The organism is Selenomonas oralis, assembly GCF_051603425.1.
Lineage (GTDB): Bacteria > Bacillota > Negativicutes > Selenomonadales > Selenomonadaceae > Selenomonas > Selenomonas sputigena_A.
Genome location: NZ_CP194411.1, coordinates 1,504,411 through 1,524,388 on the forward strand (window position 1 = coordinate 1,504,411; position 19,978 = coordinate 1,524,388).

19 protein-coding genes are annotated in these 19,978 nt (G+C 59.6%); 18 read left to right on the forward strand and 1 reads right to left on the reverse strand.

All coding sequences use genetic code 11. From position 1 onward, the window contains the following. Window positions 1–661 precede the first annotated feature (661 nt). Window positions 662–1,507, forward strand: a complete 846-nt coding sequence (locus ACRTGH_RS07160; protein ID WP_368846566.1) for a fumarylacetoacetate hydrolase family protein — start codon at window positions 662–664, stop codon at window positions 1,505–1,507. A 67-nt stretch (window positions 1,508–1,574) separates the two neighbouring features. Next, complete coding sequence (locus ACRTGH_RS07165) at window positions 1,575–1,715, forward strand: YvrJ family protein (RefSeq protein ID WP_368846565.1); 141 nt, start codon at window positions 1,575–1,577, stop codon at window positions 1,713–1,715. Window positions 1,716–1,728: 13 nt separating this feature from the next. On the opposite strand, the gene ACRTGH_RS07170 is transcribed toward ACRTGH_RS07165, so the two are convergent. After that, window positions 1,729–2,199: a nitrous oxide-stimulated promoter family protein gene (locus tag ACRTGH_RS07170; RefSeq protein WP_368846564.1), complete on the reverse strand. Its 471-nt coding sequence runs from the start codon at window positions 2,197–2,199 to the stop codon at window positions 1,729–1,731. Window positions 2,200–2,591: 392 nt separating this feature from the next. Here ACRTGH_RS07170 and ACRTGH_RS07175 point away from each other — a divergent pair, with 392 nt between their 5' ends. The 16 genes from ACRTGH_RS07175 to flgL all read left to right on the forward strand — a co-directional run bounded on the left by ACRTGH_RS07175 (window position 2,592) and on the right by flgL (window position 19,948). Continuing rightward, on the forward strand, window positions 2,592–3,875 hold the full coding sequence (locus ACRTGH_RS07175; RefSeq protein WP_368846563.1) for a sensor histidine kinase: 1,284 nt from the start codon (window positions 2,592–2,594) through the stop codon (window positions 3,873–3,875). After that, on the forward strand, window positions 3,872–5,452 hold the full coding sequence (locus tag ACRTGH_RS07180) for an aminotransferase class I/II-fold pyridoxal phosphate-dependent enzyme (RefSeq protein ID WP_368846562.1): 1,581 nt from the start codon (window positions 3,872–3,874) through the stop codon (window positions 5,450–5,452). The genes ACRTGH_RS07175 and ACRTGH_RS07180 overlap by 4 nt, the downstream gene beginning before the upstream one ends. Further along, window positions 5,412–6,095: a dTMP kinase gene (locus ACRTGH_RS07185; RefSeq protein ID WP_368846561.1), complete on the forward strand. Its 684-nt coding sequence runs from the start codon at window positions 5,412–5,414 to the stop codon at window positions 6,093–6,095. Before ACRTGH_RS07180 ends, ACRTGH_RS07185 begins: the two co-directional genes overlap by 41 nt. Before the next feature lie 25 nt (window positions 6,096–6,120). Then, window positions 6,121–6,735, forward strand: coding sequence for a ribonuclease M5 (rnmV, locus tag ACRTGH_RS07190; RefSeq protein WP_368846710.1), 615 nt, complete (start codon window positions 6,121–6,123; stop codon window positions 6,733–6,735). Next, a complete protein-coding gene (gene rsmA / locus ACRTGH_RS07195; RefSeq protein WP_368846560.1) occupies window positions 6,722–7,594 on the forward strand; it encodes a 16S rRNA (adenine(1518)-N(6)/adenine(1519)-N(6))-dimethyltransferase RsmA in 873 nt (290 codons plus the stop codon). Before rnmV ends, rsmA begins: the two co-directional genes overlap by 14 nt. After that, window positions 7,591–8,361 carry a histidinol-phosphatase HisJ family protein gene (locus tag ACRTGH_RS07200; protein ID WP_368846559.1) on the forward strand — a complete coding sequence of 257 codons (771 nt, stop codon included), beginning with the start codon at window positions 7,591–7,593 and terminating at the stop codon, window positions 8,359–8,361. Before rsmA ends, ACRTGH_RS07200 begins: the two co-directional genes overlap by 4 nt. Before the next feature lie 106 nt (window positions 8,362–8,467). Continuing rightward, a complete protein-coding gene (locus ACRTGH_RS07205) occupies window positions 8,468–9,787 on the forward strand; it encodes an LCP family protein (RefSeq protein WP_368846558.1) in 1,320 nt (439 codons plus the stop codon). Between the two features lie 40 nt (window positions 9,788–9,827). Beyond that, complete coding sequence (locus tag ACRTGH_RS07210; RefSeq protein ID WP_368846557.1) at window positions 9,828–11,780, forward strand: ABC-F family ATP-binding cassette domain-containing protein; 1,953 nt, start codon at window positions 9,828–9,830, stop codon at window positions 11,778–11,780. 3 nt (window positions 11,781–11,783) lie between these two features. Next, window positions 11,784–14,006 carry an SF1B family DNA helicase RecD2 gene (gene recD2 / locus ACRTGH_RS07215; protein ID WP_368846556.1) on the forward strand — a complete coding sequence of 741 codons (2,223 nt, stop codon included), beginning with the start codon at window positions 11,784–11,786 and terminating at the stop codon, window positions 14,004–14,006. Beyond that, a complete protein-coding gene (locus ACRTGH_RS07220; protein ID WP_368846555.1) occupies window positions 14,003–14,674 on the forward strand; it encodes a ComF family protein in 672 nt (223 codons plus the stop codon). Before recD2 ends, ACRTGH_RS07220 begins: the two co-directional genes overlap by 4 nt. Window positions 14,675–14,955: 281 nt before the next feature. Beyond that, complete coding sequence (locus ACRTGH_RS07225; protein WP_368846554.1) at window positions 14,956–15,294, forward strand: flagellar protein; 339 nt, start codon at window positions 14,956–14,958, stop codon at window positions 15,292–15,294. A gap of 159 nt (window positions 15,295–15,453) precedes the next feature. Further along, the gene (locus tag ACRTGH_RS07230) at window positions 15,454–15,747 is read left to right on the forward strand and encodes a flagellar biosynthesis anti-sigma factor FlgM (RefSeq protein WP_368846553.1); all 294 of its coding nucleotides are present in this window, start codon (window positions 15,454–15,456) and stop codon (window positions 15,745–15,747) included. A 32-nt stretch (window positions 15,748–15,779) separates the two neighbouring features. After that, the gene (locus ACRTGH_RS07235; protein ID WP_368846552.1) at window positions 15,780–16,265 is read left to right on the forward strand and encodes a flagellar protein FlgN; all 486 of its coding nucleotides are present in this window, start codon (window positions 15,780–15,782) and stop codon (window positions 16,263–16,265) included. 9 nt (window positions 16,266–16,274) lie between these two features. Then, window positions 16,275–16,739, forward strand: a complete 465-nt coding sequence (locus tag ACRTGH_RS07240; RefSeq protein WP_368846551.1) for a flagellar protein FlgN — start codon at window positions 16,275–16,277, stop codon at window positions 16,737–16,739. 112 nt (window positions 16,740–16,851) lie between these two features. Next, the gene (gene flgK / locus ACRTGH_RS07245) at window positions 16,852–18,597 is read left to right on the forward strand and encodes a flagellar hook-associated protein FlgK (protein ID WP_368846550.1); all 1,746 of its coding nucleotides are present in this window, start codon (window positions 16,852–16,854) and stop codon (window positions 18,595–18,597) included. A 10-nt stretch (window positions 18,598–18,607) separates the two neighbouring features. Then, window positions 18,608–19,948: a flagellar hook-associated protein FlgL gene (gene flgL / locus ACRTGH_RS07250; protein ID WP_368846549.1), complete on the forward strand. Its 1,341-nt coding sequence runs from the start codon at window positions 18,608–18,610 to the stop codon at window positions 19,946–19,948. Window positions 19,949–19,978 lie beyond the last annotated feature (30 nt).

A 19,978-nucleotide genomic window follows, 5' to 3' on the forward strand; every position in this document is an offset into this window, starting at 1 on the left:
ATACCTTTTCCTTCGTTTGCTATATTCAGTTGTCTTTGCATGGAGAACTTCAAGGCAAAGTCCCCATACTGTATGAAGATGTTCAGCCGAACCATTGTGATGGAATATCACAGTTGATGCATCATGAGCCACCGTTCAAAATCCCGGGATCGGCAGGTATGGTATCCGATGGGGGACTGCGCAATCTACTGGATGTCTCTTTTGTACGCATCGTCAAGGTGAAAGCTGCCTCGTGTTTCCCCACCCTGCTTCCGACGCTGTGCCGTTTTTCCGCGAGCCTTCGGGTATGCGGGCCGCTGCCCATCAGTCATCCCAAAGGTGCTGATTCATTTTCAGATGTGTGCACTTCCTAGCCGGAAACCTTCAGGTGGAGACGGAAAAGCTTATTCCTCAATAAACCTCACACCTTTCGTGTAACCATATTGAGAAGAGCCTCTGTCGGCTGACCGGCACTTGCCTTGCCTTGGGAGTCCGGCCTGCATGCAGGCTTGGCCTCGCCGGCGTTACCGATCCTTTCTCCTCTTTACGGTTTCATTATATCATGCGATGCTTCGGAATACAATAGCATTTATGAATTTTCTAAAATATTTTGCAGGAATGGAACGATGCGCGTCGTATAAATAACAATGTCTATATCGGTATCGGAAAGGGGTTGCTTTCGTTGAAGCTTTTCAATTTTTATGCGGCGGACGGCACGATCCATATCGGCGCGGCGGATGAGCAGAAGATGGTTGACATTTCTGCGGCGGGCTGCAGCTGGGGCTGGCCGGAGATCTTTGCCGAGCCGGAAAGACTGCTCGCGCAGATGAAGAATATTTTGCGGCACGGAAAACCTCTTGCATCCAATGCACAGCGCTTTGCCCCGGCGGCTTTGAACCCCGAAAAAATCATCTGCGTGGGGCTGAACTATCGGGCGCACTGCGCGGAAGTTCCCTTTGGTACGCCGGAATATCCGGCTCTTTTCAGCAAGTTCAATAATGCCCTGAACGGGCATGGGGGCGAGGTGCATCTGCCTGAGGGGGCAGGGGAGCTTGATTATGAGGCGGAGCTTGTCGTCGTCATGGGGCGCGAGGTGAAGAATGCGACGGAGGCGGAGGCTGCCGAGGCTGTTTTTGGCTATACGGCAGGCAACGATTTCACCGCGCGTGATTTGCAGCGCCGCACATCGCAGTGGCTGCTCGGAAAAACGCCCGACGGTTTCGCGCCGGTCGGACCCTATGTCGTGCCGGCGGAGGAGATTGACGTTTCTGATCTCCGTGTGGAGACTTTCGTCAACGGCGAACAGCGTCAGGCGGCGAGCACGAAGGATATGATTTTTTCGCCTGCCGCCATTGTCAGCTATATTTCGCAGTACATGACGCTTGCTCCCGGAGACGTCATCTTTACGGGCACGCCGCAGGGCGTGATTCTCGGCATGCCGGAGAAGGAGCGACGCTGGCTCGTGCCGGGCGACGAGGTCGTCGTGAAGATCGAGGGCGTCGGCGAGCTTAGGAATATCATCGTCTGAGCTTTTTGCTGCAGGGATGCAATACATGCACTCCTCGCTGCATGTATAGGGCAGAGGGGGTGATGATATGGGCGATCTTTTGGCGGCGTTCGGCAGCTACGGTTTCCCGATGGGCGTCACGGCATTTTTGCTCGTGCGCATCGAGACGAAGCTCAGTGCCTTGAACGACAGCATCCGCGAGCTTTCCGGCATCATTGCAAAAAAGTGAGGGGCTTTGCCCCTCACTTTTTTTTCTTTTTATTCTTATTGGCGCGCGCTTCTTCACGCCTTTGCGCGGCCTTTTCTTTGGCCTCGCTCTTTTGCTGCGCCTTTTTGTCGCGCTCCTTCAACGCATAGTCGACGCCCACGCTGGCGAGTTTGTGCTTGATCGTCATGATGGGATGGCGCAGAAGCATGCTCTTCTGGGTGGACGACATGATTTTGCGGAACTCGACGGTCTGGCTTTTGGAGAAGCAGGGGCGCTCGCAGCGGTCGCAGATCGGCTTCGTGATGCCGTAGGGACAGCGGTTCATCTTTGTCATGATGGTGGCGAGCAGCGCCGTGCACTTAGGACAGAGCTTGTCGCCGGATGTGCCGTGTTCTTTGTGGCAGTAAACGCCGAAGGTTTTTTTGATGTTTTCTTTTTCCTTTGGGATATTGTTCTTGATTTCCGGCTGCTTTTTTTTCGGCAGGAATCTGGAAAAAATACTCATATGATATCTCCCTTGTGTTCGTGGTGTTTTTGCAAGGAATTTCTTCTTTGCAGGAAGGTTTGCTTCCCATGCGCTTCCTATAGTTTAATGGCAAAAGGCAGGAAAATCAAGTCGTTTTGCGAAAGCGGAGGCAGCTTTGCCGGAATGGTGCGCCGGGTTTGCCGAAGGAGCGTATTCGTTGTATAATGATAGGAAACTTTTAGGATATATGTTCAGCCGTCACGCGGCACGGCATGGTCTTTTCCCTTGCCTCCTGCGAGGATGCCGTCAAAGCATCGTGCTGTACATAGATCCTCACGCCTTTCATGAAGGGCTCATCGGTTCGTGCCTTCGGCTTGACCTCGTGGACTTTCATGGAAAAATTGCTGTAGGGGTAAAGCGAGGGTGATGGGATGAACGAGGATAAAGGCATGGGCGCATTGGAGTTTGCCCGCGGCGCCATGGAAAGCCTCAGCGCCAAGTCGCTTGACCGTATCCTGAAGAATACGGTCAGTACGATTGAGACGAACAAGACGCAGATTTTTGATATTTACGAAGCTGCACGCGCCGAGGTTGAGACGAGCCGCCAGACGCTCGAGGATTTGCGCGAACTCACGCGTCAGACCATCAAGAAGGTTGACGAGCTTTCCGAGCGGGAGCAGCAGGAGAAACGGAAGCTGGCCGAGACAAGCGGCGATTTTGCGAATTATTCCGAGGAGATCATTCGCGGCCATTACGAAACGGTCAAGGATATCCAGATCGAGCTCAGCGTAGCGCGCGAGAAGGAAAACCAGCTGCGTGCCCAGAGGGACGCCTTGGAGCTTCGTCTGCACGGGCTCAAGGAAATCCTGCGCACAGCCGAGCACTTGGCGATTTGCATCGGTTCCGTCCTCAGCTATTTGAGCGACCAGATCAACGGCGTTGTCTGGCAGATCGAGGAGGCGCAGAAGAGCAAATTCATCGGGGCTAAGATCATCAAGGCGCAGGAGGAGGAACGCCTGCGCGTTTCGCGTGAGCTGCACGACGGCCCGGCGCAGGAGATTGCCAATCTCATTTTCCAGGCCTCGATCATCGAGCGCATGGTCGACCGCGATCCGGACGAGGCGAAGCGCGGTCTGCAGGAGTTGCGCGGGCATATTCGCACCTGCTTGTCGGATATGCGCCAGATCATCTTCGATATGCGCCCCATGTCGCTTGACGATCTGGGGCTGGAACCTGCCATCCGCCAGCTCATCAGCAAGATGCGCGAACGCGGTATGCTCGATGCGTCTCTCTCCGTGGAGGGTGAGGAGCAGAAGCTCGCGAAGTATGCGGAGGTCAGCGTATTCCGCATCATCCAGGAGTCGCTGAACAACGTGAGCCGCCATGCGGGCGTGAAAAAAGCCGAGGTGCGTATGCTTTACACGGCTTCGGCGCTGGCCGTCACCGTGCGCGACGAGGGGAAGGGCTTTGATCCGGAGGCGGAGCCGGAATTTGAGGCGCCGGAGGAGGAAGATTTCTCTGACGAGCGCGATGTGAACGATGCGGCGTCGAGAAATTCCTATGGGCAGTACGGTCTTCTCGGCATGCGGGAACGCGCCGCTATCATCGGTGCGGAGTTCAATATTCTGTCCGAGCCGGGCAAGGGGACGTGCATCCATCTGCGTCTGCCGTTTCGCCCCAATGTACTCGCGGCGGAAAAGGATTCCGGGCGATGACCGCCGGGGAAAGGGAAAAGGAGCCGGCGGATGCCGCCGCTTTTTCGAGAGCGCCGCTCGCAGAGGCCATGCGCGCCTATCGCGAGGCCGGCGCTCTTGCTTTCCATACGCCGGGGCATAAGCAGGGGCTCGGGGCGCATCGGCTTCTGCGGGAACGCATCACGCAGGAGGGGTTGGCGGAAGAGGTTTCGCTGATGCAGGAGCTCGACGATCTGCACGGGCCGGAAGGCTGCATCAAGGAGGCGCAGGAGTGCGCTGCCCGCCTTTACGGTGCGGATGCGGCGTTTTTCATGGTCAACGGTACGACCGGCGCCATCCACGCCATGCTCCTTGCGGCGCTTTCGCCCGGGGATGCAGTTCTTCTGCCGCGCAACGCGCATCGTTCCGTCTGGGGCGGGCTCGTGCTCGCCGGCGCCCGGCCGATTTATATCGAGCCGGTCGTGGATGCGGAGCTTGGCATTGCACACGGCCTTTCCACGGCTTCCGTGCGCGCCGCCGTCGCGGCTCATCCCGAGGCGAAGGCGCTTCTCCTCGTTTCGCCGACGTATTACGGCGTGGCCTCCGATGTCCGCGCCATAGCGGAGATCGTGCATGGCGCGGGGCTCTTGCTGCTCGTCGATGAGGCGCACGGCGCACATCTTGCCTTTTCCGAAGAGCTGCCGCCTGCCGCGCTGACGGCGGGCGCGGATATGGCGGCGCAGAGCACGCACAAGCTCCTGGGCGCGATGACGCAGGCGTCGCTTCTCCTCCTGCGCGAGGGGCGGGTCACCGGGCAGCGGGTGCAGGCGGCCATGAGCCTTCTGACGACGACGAGCCCGAATTATCTCCTGCTGGCCTCTCTTGACATCGCGCGCTGCCAGATGGAGGAGGAGGGCCGTGCGCTTCTCGCGCGCGCCCTGCGTCTCGCCCGCCATTTGCGCAGGGAGATCGACGCGATCGAGGGCCTGGCGTGCTTCGGCACGGAGCGCATGGGGGGCGCGGGCGCGTATGCGCTCGATGAGCTGAAGCTCACGGTGACGGTTGCGGGGCTGGGGCTCAAAGGCCCCGAGGCGGCCTCTCTCCTGCGCCATAGACATAAGATCGAGGCGGAACTGGCCGACGAACGGAACGTGCTGTTTCTCATCACCTATGCCGATACCGAGGAGACGGCAGGACGCCTGCTCGAAGCGCTGCGCGCCATGGTACGGGAGGCCGGGAGTGTGCGAGCACCGGGATTCCTGACGCCTGTTGAGGCTGCCGCCTTGCCGCCGGTTCCGCCGCTGGCGCTTACGCCGCGCGAGGCGTTTTATCGCCGCTCGGCAGCCGTTCCTTTCCGAGAGGCTGTGGGGCGGATCGCGGCGGAGGGGATTTCCTTTTATCCGCCGGGCATTCCCGTCATCTGCCCCGGGGAGCTTTTCACGGCGGAGGTTTGCGCCTATATCCGAGCCATGCAGGAGGCGGGGCTCAAGGCGGCGGGCGCGGAGGATGCCGCGCTTGCCGCCGTGCGGGTGGCGGAGGAAGAAGCAAAAAAGGCAGGAGAGGCAGGAGGGATTCATCTTGCAGGCAAAAGGAAAATTGATCATCCTCGAAGCCGGTGACGGCTCGGGAAAGGCAACGCAGGCAAGGCTGCTCTTTGAAAGGCTCAAAGCCGAAGGCCGTCGCGTGCTCCGGGTGGAATTTCCCGACTACGGCTCGCCGTCCTCGGCGCTCGTCCGCATGTATCTTGACGGCGCTTTCGGCGAACGGGCGGATGCGGTCAACGCTTATGCGGCTTCCGCTTTTTTCGCTGTCGACCGCTATGCCTCTTTTCAGGTCAAGTGGCGCGCGGAGTACGAGGCGGGCGCATTGATCCTCGCCGACCGCTATACGACATCGAACATGGTGCATCAGGCCGTGAAAATCGAGGAGGAGCGGGAACGTGAAGCGTTCTTGGACTGGCTGGAGGATTTCGAGTTTCGAAAGCTTGGCCTGCCCGCGCCCGACCTCGTTCTTTTTCTCGATATGGATGTGGCTGTGAGCCGTCGCCTTCTGGCTGCGCGCACGGCGCAGGAGGGGACGGCGGCCGATATCCATGAGCGCGATGCGGCTTACCTCGAGCGCTGCCATGAGGCGGCGCTCCACCTTGCCGAAAGGTGCGGCTGGCAGCGCGTCGCCTGCAGTGAAAACGCGTCGCCTCTGCCGCGCGAGGCGATACATGAAAGAATTTATGCGGCGGTGCAGAATCTTTTGGAGGAGGCATAGCCGGTTGAAGGGAAAGGAAAATGGGATGCTGAAGGAAGTCCTTGTCGTCGAGGGGAAGATGGATGTCGTCGCCGTCCGAAGGGCCGTCGAGGCCGACTGTATCGTGACGGGTGGTTTCAATCTCAGCAGGCGTACGCTTGACGATATAAAAAAGGCTTATGAGAGGCGGGGCATCATCATCCTCACCGATCCGGATTCGGCGGGCGAGAGCATCCGCCGCTTTCTGGCGCGGCGTTTCCCCGAGGCGGCGCACGCCTTCATTCCACGGGAGGAGGCGACGGCGAACGACGATATCGGTGTGGAGCAGGCGTCTCCTGAATCCATTCGCCGCGCCCTCGCCAAGGTGCGTACCTGCTCGATGGAGCCGCAGGAGATCTTTACGAGCGCCGATCTGCTCCTGGCAGGTCTTTCGGGCGCGCCGACAGCCGGCGTGCGCCGGGCGCGGCTCGGGGAAATCCTCGGCATCGGTTATGCGAATGCGCGTACGTTTCTGCGTCGCCTCAATCATTACGGCGTGACGCGCGAGGAATTTGACGCGGCGCTGGAAGAGGCGGCAGGAAACGAGGCGCCGGATTCACTGCCGAAGGATTTGCCGCCGGATCTTCGCTGCGGAAAGGAGGATTGCCATGATCGCCCCTGAAATCGCCAATGCCGATGTCACGCGCCATATCCTCAAGACCTTTGGCCTGAGAGCTTCGAAACGGCTCGGACAGAACTTCCTCGTCGATGGCGCTGTCGTGCGTGCCATCGTTGAAGCGGCGGAAATCGTGCCGGGCGACCGGGTGCTCGAGATCGGTCCCGGCATCGGCACCTTGACGCAGGGTCTTGCCGAGGCGGGAGCGGACGTCACGGCTGTGGAGCTCGACAAGAAGCTGCCCGCCGTCCTGGCGCAGACGCTGGACGCCTATCCCCATGTGCGCATCGTGCCCGGGGACATTCTCAAGACGGATATCCCCGCCTTGATGGGGAAGGACTCCTTCAAGGTCGTTGCCAACCTGCCGTACTATATCACGACGCCGATCCTCCTCGCGCTGCTGGAGGCGCATCTTCCCATATCGCATCTCGTGACCATGGTGCAGAAGGAAGTCGCCGACCGCATGGTTGCCCGCCCCGGATCGAAGACATACGGTGCGCTTTCCGTTGCCGTGCAGTATCATATGGCGCCGGAAATCGTGCGCTCCGTTGCGCCGCGCTCCTTTATCCCTGCGCCGGAAGTTTCTTCCGCTGTCATCGCCTGCAAAAAGCATGGGACGCCGCCCGTTTCGGTAAGCGACGAGCGCATGTTTTTCCGCGTCGTGCGCGCCTCCTTCGGGCAGCGCAGGAAGACGCTGTTCAATGCGCTTTCCGGCGTGGGCGTGCCGAAGGAAGCCGTTCGCCAGGCCTTGGCGGCCGCAGGCATCGACGGGCAGCGGCGAGGGGAAACCCTGTCGCTTGCGGAATTCGCGCTTCTGGCAGACGCTTTTTCCGGGCAGGAAAAGCAAGGGGAGGGAAAACCGTGATTTTTGACAGCCATATCCATACGGAGGTTTCTGCCGATTCGGAGATGAAGGCGGCACGGGCTCTGGCGCGTGCAGAGGAACTTGGCATCGGGCTTGTCTTTACGGAGCATGAGGACATGGATTTCCCGGGGGAGAAGGATTTCACGTTTTCCCCGGACGCATACTGGGAGAAATACGAGAGCCTACGCGGCGGCACGCTGCGCCTTGGCGTCGAAATCGGGATGCAGGCGGGGCTTGCCGGGAAGAATCGTGCTTTTGTCGAGAGCGTTCCCTTCGACCAGGTCGTTGGTTCGATCCATACGCTTGACGGCTTCGATCTCTATTATCCGGATATTTACCGGCAGCATGAGAAGGAGGAGCTTTACCGCCTCTATCTCAGGACGATGGCCGACTGCGTCCGCTCGCACGGCGCGTTCGTCGATATCCTCGCGCATATCGACTACATCGCGCGTTACGCCGTGTACAGCGATCCGGAGATCTCCTATGCGGCCTATGCGGAATTCATCGACGATGTACTGCGCGCCCTCGTGGAAACGGATACGGTGCTCGAGCTCAATACGCGACGGTTTTCGAAGCGTCTCGGCATGAAAGAGCTCGTGCCGATTTTCGCGCGCTATCGGGAGCTTGGCGGCAGGGAGGTGACGCTCGGCTCCGACGCGCATACGGCAGACGCCATAGGCGCATCTTTCGCGGAGGCCGAGGATATGGCGGAGGCTCTCGGCTTCGCCGTCGTCACCTTCTGCGGCAGGAAGAAGGAATACTGCTGAGGTTTTGCTGTACGGGAATGGGGCTGGACATCTGTCCAGCCCTTCTGCTATACTATGGAAGAATATTTTAAGGAACGATTGAAATCAGAGGAAAGCAGGGGATGGAATGCAGCAGAAACGCAGTTACCGGCGGGTGGTGCTCCTGGGCATCATCTTGTCCGCACTTTTGGCTGCGGCGCTGGCATACCATTTTGTCGGGGGCGGTCTCGGACGCCGCGCACCCGTGGAACAGGGCATGATTGCGGGCGCCTCGGAAGTCCATGTGATGATCATGGGCGTGGATCAGAGGAAGGACGATGTGGGACGCAGCGACACGCTGATGATTGCGACGGTCGATCCGGAAAAGGAAACAGCGGCGCTTCTGTCCATTCCGCGCGATACGCGCGTTGCCATCGAGGGCAACGGCTACGACAAGATCAATGCGGCCTATGCCTACGGCGGGCATGAGCTGACCAAGAAGGCGGTCGAGCAGCTTCTCGATGTGCCGGTTGACTACTATGTCATCATCGATATCCGCGCTTTTGAGCGCATCATCGATGCGCTCGACGGCATCGACATCGACGTGGAAAAGCGCATGTATTACGAGGATCCGTGGGACGACGACGGGGGACTCGTCATCGATATCTATCCCGGCATGCAGCATATGACGGGCAGGAAAGCTATACAGTATGTGCGCTACCGTGATATGGAAGGCGATATCGGGCGCATCCGCAGGCAGCAAAAGTTCATGCGGGCGGTGCTCGAGAAGGCGGCTTCGCCCGGGATCCTGCCCAAGCTGCCGCAAATCATCGAGGAGGTGCGCGAGAGCGTCAAGACGGATATGAGCCTCAGCAATATGCTGGATTTCGTGCAGGTGATCAAAAAGGTGCAGGAGACGGGGCTGGCCTCCGCTATGGCGCCGGGAAATCCCGCTTGGTACAAGGGCGTCAGCTATTGGCTGCCCGATATCATGAAGCTACGCGAGATGGCGGCTGCTGCTGCCGGCGTGCCGTTCGAGGGCGAGACGCAAAAAAGAGCCGAGGCCGATGCCGCGCAGTACAAGAAGGATTTGCCGGAAGGCTTCCGTCTTGACGGGGCGGAGATCTTGACAGACGCGGCAGGCGGGACGGAACAGGACGCGGCGAAGAAAGAAGCGCCGAAGGAGCCTGCAGCTCCTGCAAAGCCGCAGGAAATCAAGGTGCGCGTCGTCAATTCGAGCGGCATCACGGGAGCGGGGGCGGAAGTCGCCGCCGTGCTCGGGCAGAAGGGCTTTTTCATCCAGAGCGTGGAGACGGGCAGCAGGAGCGATCGCTCCGAGACGACGATCACAGCGTCGGGAAACAGCACGAATCTTTTTTACGGCATGCCGTTTCCCTGCATCATCATGGATGGCGCGCCGAAAGGAGAGGCCGTCGTGAACATCGGGCGCGATTATCTGAAGCGGTAGATGGGACGGCATGAGGCAGTAAAAGGAACAGGAGTTTCAGGTGAAGGTTATCGGTCTGGCCAAATCGTTTGGCATAGAAAATATTTTCCACGATGTGTCCTTCGAGGTGCGGCGCGGGGAACGGGCGGGCCTTGTCGGTGCGAACGGCGCGGGCAAGACGACGCTGATGCGCTGTCTCCTGGGGCAGGAAGAAGCGGATGCGGGGCAGGTGCAGCTCGATGACGGCGCGGCAATCGGCTATGTCGAGCAGCAGGCCGCTTTTGGCGAGGGAACCCTGCACGACGAGTTCCGCCGCGCGTTTCAGGATGTCATAGATCTCGCCGAAAAGAAGCGTGCATTGGAAAAGGAGATCGCCGTTTCCTCGACGGAGGAAAAGCTGGAAAGCTATGGACGCGTCGTCGACGAATTCGAGAGGCTCGGCGGCTACGCCTTCGAGAGCCGCATCCGCCGCGTCGCCTTCGGCCTTGGCTTTACCGACGAGGATTTCCGGAAGGATGTGCGCCACTTCTCGGGCGGCCAGAGGACGCGCATCTGCCTGGCGAAGGCGCTCCTGCGCGAGCCGGATTTTCTCTTTCTTGACGAGCCGACGAATCATCTCGATATAAAGATGATCGAATGGCTGGAAAGTTTTCTGCGCGAATATCCGGGCGGCGTGCTCATCATCTCGCATGACCGCTTCTTTCTCGACCGTACGGCAACGCGCATCCTCGACCTCATGGGTGGGACGGTGACGGCGTACGAGGGCAATTACACCTACTTTCAGAAGGTTCGCGCCGAACGGCAGAAGGCGCTTCTCTCGGCTTACGAGAAGCAGCAGGAGCATATCCGCCGCACGGAGGAGTATATCCGCCGCTACCGCGCGGGCATTAAGGCGAAGCAGGCGCGCGGCCGCGAGAGCCAGCTGCGCCGCCTCGAGCGCATCGTTCTGCCGCCGGAGAAGGCGAGTTTCAGCTATTTTGCTTTTCATCCGCCGGCCGAGTGCGCCGAGCGCGTGGCGGAGCTGGAGGATGTCTCGGCGTCTTTCGGGCGTCACGAGGTGTTTTCCCACTTGTCGTTCCTCGTGCGGCGCGGTGACGGCGTGGCCGTCGTCGGACCGAACGGCGCGGGCAAGACGACGCTCCTGCGCGTCCTGCTGGGCGAGCTGCCGACGGCGACGGGAAGCGTCAAGATTGGCAGCCGTGTGAAGATCGGTTATTTTTCACAGCAGCACGAGGGGCTGAATCTTGGGAATAATCTCGTCGAGGAGCTGAATTTCACCTTCGGCATTCCCGAGGATGAGGCGCGCAAGTACCTCGGCGCGTTCCTTTTCCACGGAGACGAGGTCTTTCGCCGGATCGGAAATCTTTCAGGCGGCGAGCAGGCACGCCTGGCCTTTCTCAAATTGATGCTGACGGGCGCGAATTTCCTCGTGCTCGACGAGCCGACGAACCATCTCGACATTCCGGCGCGTGAGGCTGTGGAAGAGGCTTTGATGGCCTTTCCCGGCACGTTCGTCGTCGTTTCGCATGACCGTTATTTCCTCGATAAGGTGGCGAATACGACGGTGGAGCTTGCGGACGGACGGCTTACAGAATATGAAGGAAATTACAGCTACTACCGCATGAAGCAGGAAATCGCGGCGAAGGAGGCGGCGGAAGAAGCCGCTGAGAAGCAGAAGAAGGCGGCGGGGAGAAAACCGACAGGGGATGCGCCGGACGAGGACAGCTGCAAAGAGGCTGCCAAGGCGCCTGCGACGGGGGCGGCGGAAGCGAAGGCATCGGCTCTGGAGCGCCGTATGGCGGGGCTTTCGGACGCCAAGCGCGCGGAAATGCTCGCGCGGGCCGAAGCCGGAATCGCCATGGCTGAGGCGGAGCTGAAAGGGATCGAGTTCGAGATGAACGAACCCGGGGCGCAGGGCGATCCTGCAAAGAGTGCGGCCATCGCCGCGCGCTATGCCGCCAAGGAGAAGGAGATCGAGGAGCGCTATGCGGAATGGGAGGCGCTCATGGGATAAGCCATGTGGAGCCGGAAGAGTCGGGGAGGTGCAGGCGTGGAAAAGATTGAAGGATCGGTGGAAAATGTTGTTTTTGCTTCGGCTGACGGGCGGTTTGCCGTCTTTCGCCTGCGCCTGCCCGGGCGGCGCGGGCTTGTGCCCGTTACGGTCGGCGGTGCACCGCCGCTTGTGGGGCAGGAGGTGGAGGTCGCCGGCGAGTGGGTGCGCCATCCGCGCTTCGGCGAGCAGTTCAAGGCTTCTTCCATGCGCGTTGCCGCACCGACGAATCTGGCGGGCATCGAACGCTTTCTTGCCTCCGGTGCGATTTCCGGCATCGGTGAGGCCATGGCCCATCGCCTCGTGCAGAAATTCGGCAGGGAGACGCTTGACGTCATCGAGAAACAGCCGGCGCGGCTGACGGAAGTCGCAGGCATCGGCAGGAAAACGGCAGAAAAGATCCATGCGTCCTACATGGAAAAGGAAGAGATGCGCGAGATCATGCTCTGGCTCGAGACGCACGGCGTTGCGGGTGCGTATGCGGCGCGCATCTTCGAGCAGTACAGCTCTTTTTCCATCGAGGTCATGGAAAAGCATCCTTATCGTCTGGCACGCGAGGTGCAGGGCATCGGCTTTTTGACGGCGGATGCCATCGCGAGGAGCGCCGGCATCGCCGAGGACAGCGAGGAACGCATCGCGGCGGGCATCGACCATGCGCTGTATCAGATCGCCCAGCAGGGCCATTGCTGCATCCCGGCGGAGGCTTTGCAGGAGCGTGCGGCCAAACTTCTCGGCGTCGCGACGGAAGAGGTGCGCCATGTGCTCAGGGAGCAGCTTCGCTTTGAGCGTCTCGCCGTCGAGGAGTTCGGCGGCGAGACGCTCGTTTATCCGCCCTGGCTTTACCGCGCGGAAAAACGCACGGCGGAAGTCCTGGAGCATTTGCAGAGAAAGGCTGATGTCATGCCGGTTGCGGAGGCTGCCGCGCTTGTCTCCGATTGGGAGGAGTCTTCCGGCATAGCGTTGGCGCCGGAGCAGCGGGAAGCTGTGGCCGCGGTGCTCGACCATGCGGTATTCGTTCTGACGGGCGGCCCGGGCACGGGAAAGACGACGGTCGTGCGCGGCATGATCGCCGTCCTCGAGAGCCGGGGGCTGCGCGTCCTTTTGGGCGCTCCTACGGGGCGTGCGGCCAAGCGCCTGGCTGAGGCCACGGGGCGCAAAGCTGAGACTGTGCACCGCCTGCTCGGGGCGCAGGGCGGCATGACGGCGGACGGGACGCCCATTTTCGACAAGGATGCGGATGAGCCGCTGGAGGCCGATGCCGTCATTCTCGACGAGGTGTCGATGATGGACATCGTGCTCATGCAGCATTTCCTCGAAGCCGTGCCCGAGGGCGCGCGCGTGATTCTCGTGGGCGACGTCGATCAGCTTCCAGCCGTCGGCCCCGGCTCTGTCCTGAAGGATATCCTGCGCTCGGGTGCGGTGCCGAGCGTTTGCCTGCGGGAGGTTTTTCGCCAGAGCGGCGAGAGCACGATCGTGCTCAACGCCCATGCCATCAATCGCGGACGGCTGCCCCGCTTCTCCCCGGGCGGGGATTTCGAGTTCTTCGAGCTGGCCGATGAGGAGGAGGCGGCGCGGCGCATTGTGGAGCTGTGCCAAAAAGACCTGCCGCAGGAGGGGTTTCGCGTCCTTGAGGATGTTCAGGTGCTTTCACCCATGCATCGCACGCCCTGCGGCGTCGATCATCTCAACCGCCTGCTGCAGGAGGCGCTCAACCCTCCCGCGCCGGATAAGGCGGAGTTTCGGAATAGTACGATGGTTCTGCGCAGAGGCGATAAGGTCATGCAGACGAAAAACGATTATGCCAAGGGCGTTTTCAACGGCGATATCGGTTTTATCGTGGACGTCGCAGCCGAGGGGGTCAAGGTGCGCTTTTCCGAGGAGCTCACAGCGGACTATGAGCCGAATGAGCTCATGACGCTTTCCCTTGCTTATGCGATGAGCGTGCACAAGAGCCAGGGCAGCGAGTATCCGGCGATTGTTTTGCCGCTCGTGAACGCACATCATATCATGCTGCAGCGGAATCTGCTCTACACGGCGGTGACGCGCGCGCGCCGGAAGGTCGTTGTGATCGGTGCGAAAACGGCGTTGGCGGCGGCTGTCGCGAACGACAGGACGCGGCGGCGCTATACGCTTTTGGCCGAGCGGTTGGGCGGGACGGACGGCGAAAGCCCGCTCGTGCGCCAGATATGAAGGCGTTTTTTGACAGCCTGCGCCGGATGGTTCTTTCCTTCGCCTTTCCGGCGCATTGTCCTGCCTGCGGCGCTTATGCGGAGGAGAGGGGGGCTTGGTGCGCCGCCTGCCTTTCGCGCACGGTGCGGCCGCATCGACTGGCGCTTTCGGACAAACAGCTTGCCGCGCTTGACGAGGCATGGGCGGTCGGTCTCTATGACGGGCCCCTGGGCGATTTGGTGCGGGCGCTTAAGTATCGGAAAAAGCGCGCCGTCCTGCCGCAGATCGAAACGGCGCTCGGGGCGGCGGGTTTGCCGTTTGGCGGCAGTTTTGATTTTGCCGTTCCCGTGCCGCTTCATGCGGCGAAGGAGCGGGAACGGGGCTTCAACCAGACCGTGTTGATCTTTTCGCCTTGGCTTGAGGCGACCGGTATTCCGCTTCTTCCGGTGCTGGCAAGGGGCCGGAAGACGATGCCGCAGTATGGCCTCGGGGAGCGGGAGCGCATGGCGAATGTTCGGGACGCGTTTTGCCTTACCGAAGGCGAAGCGGCGGGGCGGCTTTCGGGCAAGCGCCTCCTGCTGCTCGACGACATCATGACGACGGGTGCGACGCTGACCGCCTGCGCCGGGGTGCTGAAAACGGCCGGTGCGAAGCGTGTCGCCGCTCTCGTGCTCGCAAGCGATCGCTGAGAGGGTTTCGGCTGTTGGAAACGTGCTGCATCGTCGATGCTGCAGGGCAAAAAAAGAAAGCGGGACTGCCGCGCGGGAACATACTTCTCGGGCGGCAGTCCCGCTTTTGTGCTTTCGGGAAAAAGCCGGCAGTTTTTCAGATTTGCAGGACGTTTGACGGGTTTCATAAAAAATGTCCTAAAAGGGCTTAGGAATCCGATATTTCCCGCCGATAGAGTAAATACAGCGGCGCAAGCTGCTGCACCGGAAAATGCTGTTTATGGAAGAAAGCGAGGAAACCGATGAACGGGAACTTGAAAAACTGCGCCTCCTGCGGCAAGCTGTTCATGGCCCAGCCCAAACAGAAGCTCTGCCAGGATTGTTCTGAACGGCAGCGTGAGGAGGAAGAGCGGCTGATAAACTATGTGAATGCGCACCACGATGCGGCGACGCTCGACAAGATCTGCGAGGGGACAGGCGCACCGCGTCGGGAGGTCTTGCGGATGATCCACGAGGGACGCTTCCTGCAGACGGATGTCGAGGTCAGCTACCCGTGCGAAAGCTGCGGCACGCTGATTACGCGCGGCCGCTACTGCGCCGGCTGCATGCGCGACTTCAAGTCCGGCACGGAGCAGGTATGAGCGCAGCCGCAGGCGGTGGGAATGCGGTCTGCATAAAGAACTTCTCATGAAGAGGAGCTTAAGGTTGGAGAATCTTTTTTCGATACTAAGCATGAAAGGCGAGTTGCAAGAGCGTGGAGGCTCTTCCCTCGGCTAAGAAAAGGAAAGGTGGTGAGTGCGATGTCCATTCAGGTTCAAGGCTCTGTGCAGTCTCTTTACGGCGCCTATGCGGCGAACGAGGCTTTTTCTGCAGCACAGGCGAAGGACAGGCGCCAGCCCGTATGTCAGCATAAGGATGCAGTTGTGCTCTCGCAGGAGGGCAGAACTTTCGGCGAGATTTTCAACCGCTTGAAAGCGGATGGGGGAAAGGTCAGAGAAGACAAGGTCGCTTTTTATGAGAAGCAGATCGAGTCAGGGAATTATAATGTTGCCGCGCGTGATATAGCGGACAGGATGATCAATCAGCGCTTCTGAGGATTTGCCTCGGGCAAAGGGGGATATGAAATATGTGGCGGGAACTGGAACATGCCATGCAGTCGATTGCCGCTTGCTACAAGGAACTCCTGGGAATCGGCACGCAGAAGCATAAGGCGCTTGCCACAATGAACCTCAAGGCGCTCGAGGCTGTCGTGAAAGAGGAAGAGCGTCTGGTCGCGAAAATCGAACGGCTCGAGGGGGATCGCAAGGAGATCTTGGCGGAGCTTGCACGCAGGGAAGAGGGCATTACGCCCGACATGAAACTGCGCGACCTCTGCCGTCTTTGTCCTGACAAGACAGCAGCCGAGACTCTTCACAGGCTGCACACGGAGCTTGACAGCCTGACGCAGCAAGTGAAGGATGCGGGAACGGGCAATACGCTCCTGGCGGAAAGCGCGCTCGCGGCCGTGACGGCCAATCTCAACCGCATCGGCGGCGTTTCCGCCGGTTCCTCCTACGGGGCGGGCGGCGAGGAGAGCGTGACGCGGAAGCAGCGCTTCGATTTCCAGGCATGAGGGCGAGACATGGGTGAGATTATAAAGCTTCTCAAACAGCAGATCGACATCTGTCGACGCCTGCTCGCCTCCGTGGAAGAGCAGAGGAAAGCTCTCTGCGAGGGCTCCGGCCCCGGGATGGGCAGCGGAACGAAGCGGATCGAACAGCTCCTCGCTGAGCTGCGGCGGATCGAAAAGCGCCAGGGACGTCTCCTTCAGGGGACGGGAACGAGAAGTCTTGCCGAGCTCCTTGACAGGACGGCGGCCTCTCCCCAGCGAAGTGAGGCGCAGGGGCTTCTGCAGGAATGCGGGGACTTGATGCATGGGGTGCGCGAAGCTGTGGAAATGAACAGCATCCTGCTCGACCGCCACATGCAGTTCATCATGTTCAATATCAACGTGATGGCGGGCGTGACGGCCGAGCCGACGTATAAAGCCGAGAAGAACAAGCGGCAGCCGGCTTCGGACAACAAGATGTTTGACGCGAGTGTCTGAGATGCGTCAGCCTGTCCGGCAGCAAGGTATTTTTTTATGGGCTTGAGATTATTTCGTGGAGCGCGCGGGAGAACGGCGGTTTCATGATTACAACAAGGAAAAGGGTGAAAGAATGCGATCGACATTTTCCGGACTGAACACGATGGTTCGCGGTATTTACCAAAACCAGCTCTCCCTTGATACGGTAGGGCACAATATCACGAACGCGAATACGGAGGGCTACTCCCGCCAGCGCGTGAACCTGGCGACGACGAGGGCACTCGACCATCCCGGCCTGTTCGGCGGCCTCCAGATCGGCACCGGCGTCGATGCCGAGTCCCTGACGCGCGCCCGTGATTTTTTTGCCGATAAGCAGTATTGGCAGGAAGAGGCGACAGAGTCCTATGCGAAGCTGCGCCAGAGAAATTACGACAAGGTCGAGGCCGTATTCGACGATTCTAAGAAGAATGGAATCAAGAATGAGCTGCATAAGTTCTACAGCGCATGGAACGATCTGAGCGTCTACGCGAGTGAGCCGGCGAAGCGCATTTCCGTCATCGAGGCGGGCAAGCAGTTTGCCGATCGCCTGGAGGAAGCGGCGCAGAGCGTGCAGAAACAGCTCGATCTCGTATATCGCGAGATGGAAGCGAACGTGGCGGACGTCAACGATATCACGAAAAAGATCGTCGATCTCAACAAAAATATCGCCTTTGCCGAGGCGAACGGCTCGATGGCGAACGATCTCCGCGATAAGCGCGATCTCCTGGTGGACAAGCTGTCGCAGCACATGAGCCTGCATGTCTACGAGATGGAGAACGGCATGTACCAGATCGTATCGGGCGGAGCTTCGATCGTCAACGGCATCTCGCGGCTTGAGCTCAAGATGGACGGTCCAGTTGAGAACAAGCGCTACGGCGTCAACGACTACTCCTTGATCTTCAAGGATACGAATACGCTCTTCGTGCCGGGAAACGGCAAGCTGCAGGCTGCCGTGGACGCCATCAAGGAAGACAAGGCCTATATGGATAAGCTCGCGAGCATCGCGGCGACTTTCATGACGCAGTTCAACGATCAGCACCGCGCAGGCGCCGGCATCGATAAGGATGCGACGTCGAATCTGAACTTCTTCGGTGAGAACGACAGGTACTATGTCTGGGACAAGGAACGTCAGTCGCTTCTCGCGGCGAAGGTGACGGGCACGGCCTCGTCAACGGCGGGCACGCCGCCCGTGACGACGCATACGACGACGCTTTCGACGGCGGCGGGCGACACGCAGGAACTGCAGGGGCTGCAGATCATCAAGGCGATGAAGGTCAGCGCCGAGCTCGTGGCGCAGAATGGCGAGCTCAAAGTCGCGGCACGCGGCTTTGGCGACAACAGCGACGCGAAGAATTCCTATGTACAGAACCTCGGCTACAACAATGCGACGATTCCGCCGAACATCACGGGTGCGGGAACCGTCGTCCATAAGACGCAGGATATGAACGGTACAGCGGATGGCAGCAATGCTGTTCTCTTGACGAATATTTTCAATATGGAACAGAAGGATACCGGCCTTTCCATTTATCGCACGCCGACGGCGGGCAGCCCGACAGAGCATCGCCCGATCGGTACGGTCTCGCTCAACAACTACTATAATTCCGTGACGAGCGCACTCGGCATCGATTCGAACGCGATGGATTCGAAGGCGAAGTTCCAGGAAAACGTGATGACGCAGATCGAGGCTTGGCGCACATCGGTTTCGGGCGTCAACTGGAACGAGGAGCTTTCCAATATGATCAAGTTCCAGCAGGGATACAGCGCGAGCGCGCGCTGCCTGACGACGATGGACGAGATGCTCGACCGTCTCGTGAACAACACGGGACTGGTGGGAAGGTAAGGTGAAATAGATGAGAATTGGCAGCTTGCATATGGTCTCGCGCTATCAGAAGCAGCTGAATACCGCTGCGGAGGAGCAGGCAAAACTCATGGAACAGTCGGACGGGCAGTCACTGCACCGCCCCTCGGACGACCCGGTGCGCTACTCGAACTGGATGCGCTACAGCACGGAGCAGAATGAGAACGAGCAGTATCAGAAGAACGTAAAAGCGGGCATGTCATGGATGACGCGCACGGACGGTGCTGTATCGGGCATGTCGGATATCTTCAAGACATTGAAGGAAAAGACGATTCAAGCGGCGCAGTCGCCGCATCAGGATACGGATATGGACGCCATCGCCAAGGATATGTTGGCAAAGCTGCATGAGGTTGTATCCATCGGCAACTCGCAGCAGGGCGATCGCTACATCTTCTCGGGCCAGTCGGATCTCGTGCAGCCGTTCCTCCTCTCAGAGAAGAATGTGGCGCGAGGCATTCCCAAGACGCTCGACGATCACCAGGAGAAGTTCTTCAGTGACGCGAATGTTTCGGGACGCATGAGGCAGATGATCACGCTCCAGGGCGATGACGGCAATGAGTACTATCTGAATACCAAAACAGGCGATATTTATTCCTATGATTTTATGAAGGACGGCTACAAAAAGAAGATGGCGGCCGGACAGAACGAGGTCATTCCGGCCAACGACCGTGCGGCTACTATCGGCGGCCCCTTCAATGTTTCGGACAACTTCCTGAACACAGGGCAGATCAAGGACGCCTCCACAGTTCCTCCGGCGGGCGCCGGCATGGGCGTGGGCTGGTCGCAGAACGTCACGGTCAATGGACGGGCGGTCACGATGTCGCTCAAGACGATCGAACAGCAGGTCGTCAAGTACCAGGGAGACTTCAAACAGATCTCCATGGTCAAGAAGAACGGTGCCGTCGAGCCTACGGCCGATACGGTCAACGCGACGGCAGGAGATATCTTCGGCACAAATATTTTCGATGACGCGAACTCGGGCAATACGCTCTCGGGAACGGCGGCGATCAACGACATGCTGACCGTTGCGGCGAAGGTCGACGCCTCTGATGTGAACTGGCTGATTTCCGACGGCGTGACGCTCTCGGATGAGTCGCACAACAACGTCGTCATCTCGCAGGACAAGATTGCGGCGCGTCACAATGTCTACAAGGGCATGTCGGAAATTCTCGACGATTATGGCGTTTCCATCCAGAAGGACATCACGGACACGAGCAGCACCGATGTCGCGAAACTCGCCGTCCAGCTTATGCAGGCTTCGGCCATCTACAATATGTCGCTTTCCGTCGGGGCGCGCATCCTGCCGCCGACTTTGTCGGATTATCTGTCGTAAGCGGGGAGACCGTTTTGCCGGCTGAAAAAC